This is a genomic window from Nocardia sp. JMUB6875 (genome assembly GCF_041154655.1).
Lineage (GTDB): Bacteria > Actinomycetota > Actinomycetes > Mycobacteriales > Mycobacteriaceae > Nocardia.
In genome coordinates, this window is the sequence record NZ_BAAFGR010000254.1 from 1 (window position 1) to 7,753 (window position 7,753).

Sequence of the window (7,753 nt, forward strand, 5' to 3'; positions counted from 1 at the left end):
GAGGTCCCCGGCGCCCACGCCCCGGGGACCTCGCCATTTCCAGCCACCCCCAACAACTTCCACCGAGTCGCTCACCACTGCCGCCGACGGGTCGGACGTCCGCCTCGCCCGATGCCCCACGTTGAGTGGCACACCAGTGCGGTGAAATCGGACGAATCCCCTCACTGGTGTGCCACTCAACGCACTGACGTGGGGTGGCGGCGTGGCGGTTTCGGCGTGGCTCGGGTGGGCGGCAGAATCGGCGGCGGCGGGTGGGTGCCCGCAAGGGAATTCGGAGGGATGCGATGCGGATGGCTTCGGCGACAGGACTTTTCGAAGAAAAGGGACGTGGTAGGAGGAGAGGCGCGCGGGCATGGCGGATGGCCGCGGCCACGGCATTGTCCGCGGGAATGGTGATCGGAGCGGGCGGGGTCGCAGCCGCGGATCCCGCCCCGGGAGCCCCCACTCCGGCGCAGGCACCTGCTCCGGCGGTGGCGTTGTTCACTCTCACCGCGATGCCTGCGGGGTGGCAGACGCGGACGGATCTGCATCCGTCGCTGCAGGTTCAGGCCGATGGGCATGCCACCAAGCGGGCCGACAGCAGCGCGCAGGCGGTGGAGGGGACGGTGCCCGCCGATGTGATCGGGGCGGCGGCGGCCGAGGTGAAGGCCCTGGCCGCGGTGGATATGGGGACGCCGGAGCAGGGCGACAAGGGCACTTCGATCATCGATTACATGCCGCAGGCGCCGGATCAGGATGTGCATCTGATCGTGTACGCGCCCGAGGTCAGTGATGGGCTGACCGATGAGCAGAAGGCGTCCCGCAAGCGCTTCGACGATCTGTTCCAGCGCATGCTGAACGCCTTCGTGCCGTCCTAGAACCGAAAACTTATCCGACCGTCCAGGTTTCGCGGCCGGTGAGCAAGCTCTGCAGCGAATCCTGGCTCACCGGTTTGCGTTCGGCAGCGGTGTCGAGCTGGGCTCGGACGCCGTCGTCGTAGGTGGGGCGGGAGACGCTGCGGAAGATGCCGGTGACCACGTGGGTGAGGTCCTGGTCGGACAGGCGGGACAGGGCGTAGGCGTATTCCGGGTGGTCGGTGTAGGCGTCGTGGACGACGATGTCGGATTCGGCGACCGTGTCGGCGCGCGCGACGCGCAGGCCGAAACCATCACGGACCACGGCGAATTCACGCTCCGCACCGAACCGGATGGGCTGGCCGTGCTGCAGCCGGACCAGGTGCGATTCGGCGTTCTCGCGGCGCAGCGCGTCGAAGGACCCGTCGTTGAAGATCGGGCAGTCCTGCAGGATCTCCACGAACGAGGTGCCGCGGTGCTCGGCGGCGGCGCGCAGCACCTCGGTGAGTCCGGCGCGGTCGGAGTCCAGAGCCCTTGCGGCGAAGGTGGCTTCGGCGCCCAGCGCCACCGACAGCGTGTTGAACGGGTGGTCGACCGAGCCCATCGGCGTGGACTTGGTGACCTTGCCGGTCTCGGAGGTCGGCGAGTACTGGCCCTTGGTGAGACCGTAGATCCGGTTGTTGAACAACAGGATCGTCATGTTCACATTGCGGCGCAGCGCGTGGATCAGGTGATTGCCGCCGATGGACAGCGCGTCGCCGTCACCGGTCACCACCCAGACCGACAGGTCGGGCCGAGTCACCGCCATCCCGGTGGCGATGGCCGGAGCGCGCCCGTGGATCGAGTGAATCCCGTACGCCTCCAGGTAGTACGGGAACCGGCTCGAGCATCCGATGCCGGAGACGAACATCAGGTTCTCGCGCTTGAGCCCCAGCTCGGCGAGGAATCCGCGCACGGTGGCGAGGATGACGTAGTCGCCACACCCCGGGCACCAGCGCACCTCCTGATCGGAGGTGTAGTCCTTCGCCTTCTGCGGCCCGTCGGCATGCGGCACGCCGGAGAGCCCGGTGAGCCCGAGATCGGTACCCACCAGCGGGTTTTCGAGAATCGTCATTACTTACCCCCTGTGGTGCGATAGGTCGCCCGCGCCCGGGCGGCGAAGGCCTTGGCCTGCTCCATCTCCGCGATGGAGCCGTCCAGGGCCGCGTCGATGACACCGACCAGTTCCTGTGCTTGGAAGGCGGTGCCGGCGATCTTGGTCCACGGCTGCACATCGACCAGGTAGCGGGCGCGCAGCAGCATGGCGAGCTGGCCGCCGTTCATCTCCGGGCAGACCACGGTGCGGTAGCGGCGCAGCACGTCACCGAGGTTGGGCGGGAACGGATTCAGATGCCGCAGATGCGCCTGCGCCACCGGGACCCCGCGCCGCCGCGCCCGCCGGCACGCCTCGCCGATCGGCCCGTAGGAGCTGCCCCAGCCGATGAGCAGCAGTTCGGCGCGGTCCCCCGGATCGTCGACCTCGAGGTCGGGCACCGCGATGCCGTCGATCTTGGCCTGCCGCAGGCGCACCATGAGCTCGTGATTGGCGGGCTCGTAGGAGATATTGCCGCTGCCGTCGGCCTTTTCGAGGCCGCCGATGCGGTGGGCGCGGCCCACGGTGCCCGGTACCGCCAGCGGCCGGGCCAGGGTCTCGGGATCACGCGCGTAGGGCTGGAACGAATCCTCCTCCGAGCCCGCGGGTTCGAAGGCCGGGTCGATCGGCGGCAGCTCGGACACCTGCGGAATCGCCCACGGCTCCGAACCATTGGCGATCGCGCCGTCCGACAGCAGCAGCACCGGCGTGCGATAGGTGAGCGCGATGCGCGCGGCCTCCACCGCGGCATCGAAACAGTCCGCGGGCGAGCGCGGCGCGACGATGGCCACCGGCGATTCGCCATTGCGCCCGTAGAGCGCCTGCAGCAGATCGGCCTGCTCGGTCTTGGTGGGCAGCCCCGTCGAGGGCCCGCCGCGCTGCACGTCGATGATCACCAGCGGCAGTTCGGTCATGACCGCCAGGCCGATGGTCTCGCTCTTGAGCGCCAGTCCGGGCCCGGAGGTGCTGGTGACACCCAGCGCCCCGCCCAGCGAAGCCCCGAGCGCCGCACCGATTCCGGCGATCTCGTCCTCGGCCTGGAAGGTGGTGACGCCGAAGTTCTTGTGCTTGCTCAGCTCGTGCAGGATGTCCGAGGCCGGGGTGATCGGGTAGGTCCCCAGGAACACCGGCAGCCCGGACAGCTGCCCGGCGGTGACGATGCCGTAGGCGAGCGCGGTATTGCCGGTGATCTGCCGGTAGGTGCCCGGCGGCAGCGTCGCGGGCGCTACCTCGTAGGTGGTGGCGAAGGATTCGGTGGTTTCGCCGTAATTCCAGCCTGCCCGAAATGCGAGGATATTTGCTTCGGCGACATCCGGTGTGGCGGCGAATTTCTCCCGCATGAACTGTTCGGTGCCGCCGATGGGCCGCCCGTACATCCAGGACAGCAATCCGAGCGCGAACATATTCTTCGCGCGCTGCCCATCCTTTTTGCCCACACCGGTCGGTTCGGTTGCCCCGAGTGTCAACGAAGTCATGGGCACCCAGTGCACCACGAAATCGGTCAGCGTGTCATCGGTGAGCGGATCACCGGAATACCCGACCTTGGCCAAATTCCGTTTGGTGAACTCATCAGTATTCACGATCACCGTCGCACCGCGGGCCAAATCCTCCAGATTCGCCTTCAGCGCAGCGGGATTCATGGCGACGAGCACATCCGGTTGATCACCGGCGGTGAGGATGTCGTAGTCCGCGATCTGGATCTGGAACGACGACACACCCGGCAAGGTGCCCTGAGGTGCGCGGATCTCCGCGGGGAAGTTCGGTTGGGTGGCAAGGTCATTGCCGAACGCGGCCGCCTCGTGGGTGAATCGATCACCGGTGAGCTGCATGCCGTCACCGGAGTCGCCCGCGAAGCGGATCACGACCCGTTCCAGCTTTTCGACCGCCAATTTCCCTGCGGCGCTCCCGTTCCCGGGTGCTGCCGCAGAGTCATCCTGCTGCACGGTGTCTTTTCCCTGAGCCATGCGCGTGCATCACTTCCTAGTCAGGTGTGAGGTACCAACGCCAAACTACTCCGCAATATTCGCGACACACCCGTGAAGCGCAATGGTTTCGATCAAAGAACCGGCGTCAGGCGAACAACGCCAGCTGGGTATCGGGCGTGTGCGACCCGGCGGCGCGTACCTCGGGTTCGGCCGGCCGTTCGCGGTTCAAGCGGTGTTTCTCCAGCAACGGCTCGATTCGGCCGCGTAGCCACGCAGAATACTCCGGGGTGACCGAAGCTCCCCGACCATACAGTTGCCGGTAGCGTCGCAGCAGCGCCGGGTGGGCCTGGGCCAGCCAGTTGAGGAACCAGCCGCGCGTGGACCCGCGTAGATGCATGGGAAACGCCGTGACGCCCGCGGCGCCGGCCGCGGCGATGGCGGCGAAGAGCTCGTCCAGATGCGCCTGGGAGTCGGTCAGATACGGAATGACCGGCGCCACCATGACATTCACCGCGAACCCGGCCTCGGCCAGGGCGCGCACCAGCTCGAGCCGCGCACGCGGCGAGGGCGTGCCCGGTTCGAGGCCCTTGTGCAACTCCTCGTCGAGGATCGCGATGGATACCGCCAGATGCACCGGCACCTGCCCGGCCGCCGAGGTGAGCAGCGACAGATCCCGCCGCAGCAGCGTGCCCTTGGTGAGAATCGAGAACCCGGTGCCGGATTCGGTGAGCGCGCTGATGATGCCCGGCATCAGCCGGTACCGTCCCTCGGCGCGCTGATAGGGATCGGTATTCGTGCCCAGCGCAACGGTTTCCCGGCGCCACGACCGCTTGTGCAGTTCGCGCCGCAGCACCGGGACCACATTGGTCTTGACCACGATCTGGGAGTCGAAGTCGGCGCCCGCGTCCAGGTCGAGGTATTCGTGCGAGCCGCGGGCGAAGCAGTAGCGGCACGCGTGCGAGCACCCGCGCATGGGATTGATGGTCCAGCTGAAGGGCAGGGTGCTCTCGGGCACCCGGTTCAGAGCGCTCTTACAGAGCACCTCGTGGAACGTGATGCCCTCGAACTCCGGGGTCTGTACGCTGCGTACGAAACCCGCACGTTCGAGCCCGGGGAGCGCGCCGTCATCGGCGTTCAGGGTTTGCCTTTGCCACCGCACCACCCCAGTCGAACATGTGTTCTAACGACTGTCAAGCGATCTTCTGCGTGTCGGCCTCGATCGGCTGCCCGTTATAGAAGGCGACCAGGTCCCGAATGGTCTGCTCAGCCGGACGCGGGCGATAACCCAATTCCTCGGTGGCCTTGGCGTGTTCGACGATCGGGGCGGACAGCAGCGCGCCCATGGCGGCCTTGGAGATGCGGTCGCTGCCGAACACCTTGGCGACCGGCTCCATGACCGGCATGCAGGCGTTGATGACCTTGGCCGGAATCGCGAAGGCGGGCTTCATCTTTCCGTTCACCGCGGCCGCGGTGCGGGTGGCCTGGAACATATCGGTGAAGTGCCCGCCGAGCAGGTAGTTCTCACCGGTGCGGCCGCGCTCGCCCGCCAGGATCAGGCCACCGGCCACGTCACGCACGTCGACCAGGTCGAAGCCGCCGCTGATCATGACCGGCACCCGGCCGCGCGCCGCGTCCCACAGCGTGCAGTTGATGCGCGAGCTGGTGTGGTCGACCGGACCGTACACACCGGTCGGATTGCAGACGACCGCGTCCAGGCCCTTGTCGATGATCTTGCGCAGCTCGATCTCACCCTGCCACTTCGAGCGGTCGTACACCGGCAGATCCGGATCGATGGACCGCGGCGAGCGCTCGTTGATGCGGCCGCCGCAGGAGTACTGGTTGAACGCGTGAATGGAGCTGGTGTGCACCATCCGCCGCACCCCGACCTCGCGCGCGGCGTCGGCGACGATCCGCACGCCCTCGGTGTTGACCCGCCAGGCGAGGTCGTTCTTGTGCGCGAGGGTGATGAGCGCGACCAGGTGGTAGACCACCTCGGCCCCGTCGAGGGCCTGACGCATGGACGCCGGGTCCAGAACATTGCCGTTGACCCAGGTGACACCGGGCTGGCTCGGGCCGGGGGTTCGATCGATGGCTGTCACCTCGTGACCGCGATCCGTAAGCAGGCGAAGCAAATTGGTGCCAAGGAACCCGGCAGCGCCGGTGACTGCGACCTTCATGGTGACGAGAATATAGAACTTGTTCTAATTTGCAACCACGGTCACATTGCGGTTGCGCCACCCCGAGACGCCCTGGGAGGAGGCGAACGCCACGCCGGGCTGGACGCTCGATGGGATATATTCGGCATCCGCATGTCCACGACGATTGGGGGGCACTGATATGGCCGATCTGTCGGTCGACACCGGAGCGGTCCGCGCCTTCGCCGCCACGCAGGACGGCGTGGCCGCCGATATCGCCGCCCAGGGCGGCCTCGATACCGTCTCCCACGTCGCGGCCATGACGCCGGTCTTCGGCCTCATCGGCGCGGACTTCCTGGCCAGCTTCGCGGTCGCGGAACTGCTCCACGATCGGGATATCAACGCCCTCTCCGCGCGGTTCTCGAAACTCGGGCAGGCCGCCTTCGGCTCGGCGGCCACCTACGACGCCACCGACTCCGAATTCGCGGGCGGCCTCGGGAACCTCGCCGGGCAGATCGGCGAGCAGGCGTGAGTGGCCTCGAGTCCGGCGTGATCGGACTGCCGCAGATCCCGACCGACAGCGTGATGGGAGTGGACAAGGTGACCACGATTCCGTCCGGCCCGCTGCCCGACCTGCTGCTGGGCACCCTGCCCGCGGACGTGCCGCCGGTCGAGCCGCCCGAATTCGCCTTGTCCCGCAAGGAATTCGAGCAGGGCGGGTCCCCGCTCGGCGGCGGCGTGCCCGGCGGCATCCCGGGCGGTACGTCCACCGACACCCAGGCCGCGGGCGTGCTCGCACCCGCCCTCGACGGCGCGCACGGTGCGCTGTCCGGTGCGCAGCAGACCCTCGGCGATGCGCAGTCCGTCCTGGCCGACGCGCAGACCGCGCTCGGCAATGTACCCGCCGCGCTGAACGCCGCGCAGGCCGCGCTGGCGAAGGCCGCCGCGAACCCGGCCGCGATCCTCCCGGCCCTGCCCGCCGATCCGGTCGGCGATCTCATGAAGGGCCTGGCCCTGCCCGCGATCCCCGGCATGGACGCCCTGTTCAAGCCCTTCCTGGATCTACTGCAGAGCTTCGGCACCGGTGTGCTGGGCAACTTCAATCCGACCACCCTGCTCAGCCAGGGTTCGAAGTTCATCGAGTCCGCGGTGCAGGTCGGCGGCGGCGCGCTCAAGACCGTCGAATCCCTGTGGCAGGGCAAGGCTTCCCAGAGCGCGCAGGAGACGGGCAAGCAGGCCGAGAAGCACGGCGAGGAAACCACGCAGCGCGGCTTCGACCTGTCCTCGATCACCAATCAGGCCGCGGCCGTGGTCCAGCGCGGCAATATCCAGCTCACCGCCATCGCGCAGGCATTCGCGACCGAGGCCACCGCGATGGCCCCGCTCATCCTGACCCCGATCGGTCAGACCACCTTGATCGCCTCGGCGACAAGGCATCTGGCCGAAGCCGTCACGGTCGTGAACGCCACCCACGGCGAGCTGTCCGTCTACACCGCGCAGGTGCAGGGCGTCATCGGCCAGCTGCTGGGGCAGGGCGGCGGGCCGAATCCGGCCGAGGTCGCGCAGTCGCTGGCACAGAACGTGGGCCAGCCGATCCTGGAGCAGGCCAAGGGTTTGCTCGAAAGCGGTTTGCAGGCAGGCACTCCCGGCAACCAGCCCGGTAAGACCGACCCGTTGGGCGGCGCGCCCGACACCACCGCCGCGGGCGTCGGCGGAGGCGGCGGGGGT

The 7,753-nt window shown here is 68.0% G+C and carries 6 protein-coding genes and 1 pseudogene; 3 read left to right on the plus strand and 4 right to left on the minus strand.

Annotation, left to right across the window (positions count from 1 at the left end):
- The first annotated feature begins 359 nt into the window (after nucleotides 1–359).
- Nucleotides 360–857 (plus strand): hypothetical protein, encoded by a 498-nt coding sequence (locus ACAM49_RS36845; protein ID WP_369640157.1) that lies wholly within the window; start codon nucleotides 360–362, stop codon nucleotides 855–857.
- Between the two features lie 10 nt (nucleotides 858–867).
- On the opposite strand, the gene ACAM49_RS36850 is transcribed toward ACAM49_RS36845, so the two are convergent.
- The 4 genes and pseudogenes from ACAM49_RS36850 to ACAM49_RS36865 form a co-directional block, all read right to left on the minus strand.
- On the minus strand, nucleotides 868–1,947 hold the full coding sequence (locus tag ACAM49_RS36850) for a 2-oxoacid:ferredoxin oxidoreductase subunit beta (protein ID WP_369640158.1): 1,080 nt from the start codon (nucleotides 1,945–1,947) through the stop codon (nucleotides 868–870).
- Nucleotides 1,947–3,845 (minus strand): annotated as a pseudogene (locus tag ACAM49_RS36855) (2-oxoacid:acceptor oxidoreductase subunit alpha); the annotation flags it as partial. The gene ACAM49_RS36850 and the pseudogene ACAM49_RS36855, both read right to left, overlap by 1 nt.
- A 190-nt stretch (nucleotides 3,846–4,035) precedes the next feature.
- Nucleotides 4,036–5,049, minus strand: coding sequence for an Rv2578c family radical SAM protein (locus tag ACAM49_RS36860; RefSeq protein WP_369640159.1), 1,014 nt, complete (start codon nucleotides 5,047–5,049; stop codon nucleotides 4,036–4,038).
- Nucleotides 5,050–5,080: 31 nt separating this feature from the next.
- The gene (locus ACAM49_RS36865; RefSeq protein ID WP_369640160.1) at nucleotides 5,081–6,067 is read right to left on the minus strand and encodes an NAD-dependent epimerase/dehydratase family protein; all 987 of its coding nucleotides are present in this window, start codon (nucleotides 6,065–6,067) and stop codon (nucleotides 5,081–5,083) included.
- Nucleotides 6,068–6,227: 160 nt separating this feature from the next.
- Here ACAM49_RS36865 and ACAM49_RS36870 point away from each other — a divergent pair, with 160 nt between their 5' ends.
- A complete protein-coding gene (locus tag ACAM49_RS36870; protein WP_369640161.1) occupies nucleotides 6,228–6,557 on the plus strand; it encodes a type VII secretion target in 330 nt (109 codons plus the stop codon).
- A partial coding sequence (locus tag ACAM49_RS36875; RefSeq protein ID WP_369640162.1) for a hypothetical protein occupies nucleotides 6,554–7,753 on the plus strand: 1,200 nt, incomplete at its 3' end. The genes ACAM49_RS36870 and ACAM49_RS36875, both read left to right, overlap by 4 nt.

Bases quoted from the DNA above. Each gene is read 5' to 3' on its own strand.
- ACAM49_RS36870 (WP_369640161.1), top strand. From the start codon at position 6,228: ATGGCCGATCTGTCGGTCGACACCGGAGCGGTCCGCGCCTTCGCCGCC.
- ACAM49_RS36850 (WP_369640158.1), bottom strand. From the start codon at position 1,947: ATGACGATTCTCGAAAACCCGCTGGTGGGTACCGATCTCGGGCTCACC.
- ACAM49_RS36845 (WP_369640157.1), top strand. From the start codon at position 360: ATGGCCGCGGCCACGGCATTGTCCGCGGGAATGGTGATCGGAGCGGGC.
- ACAM49_RS36865 (WP_369640160.1), bottom strand. From the start codon at position 6,067: ATGAAGGTCGCAGTCACCGGCGCTGCCGGGTTCCTTGGCACCAATTTG.